Here is a 286-nt window from a genome sequence, read left to right on the forward strand (position 1 = left end):
GCTTCGATCGTGGCGAAGACTCTATTACTTGGAAGGATGGCCTCCTGCTTGGCCTATTCCAGTCGATCGCCCTGATCCCCGGCGTATCGCGTTCCGGCGCAACCATTGCCGGGGCCATGTTCCTGAAGATCGACAGGGTGACGGCCACGCGCATGAGCTTCTTCCTGGGCATTCCCACCCTGATCGCCGCCGGCGGCCTGCAGGCTGTAACCAAGTTTGATCAGATTGGTGCGGCTGGCGGAGTCGGCTGGGGAGCCACCATTATCGGCACCGTAGTGTCCGGCAT

At 61.5% G+C, this 286-nt stretch carries 1 protein-coding gene; it reads left to right on the plus strand.

What is annotated here, in order from left to right:
* A partial coding sequence (locus tag QP381_RS08955; protein WP_285068652.1) for an undecaprenyl-diphosphate phosphatase occupies positions 1 to 286 on the plus strand: 286 nt, incomplete at both ends.

The sequence above is a fragment of the Pauljensenia sp. UMB6358 genome, from assembly GCF_030216865.1.
Taxonomy (GTDB): Bacteria; Actinomycetota; Actinomycetes; order Actinomycetales; family Actinomycetaceae; genus Pauljensenia; species Pauljensenia turicensis_A.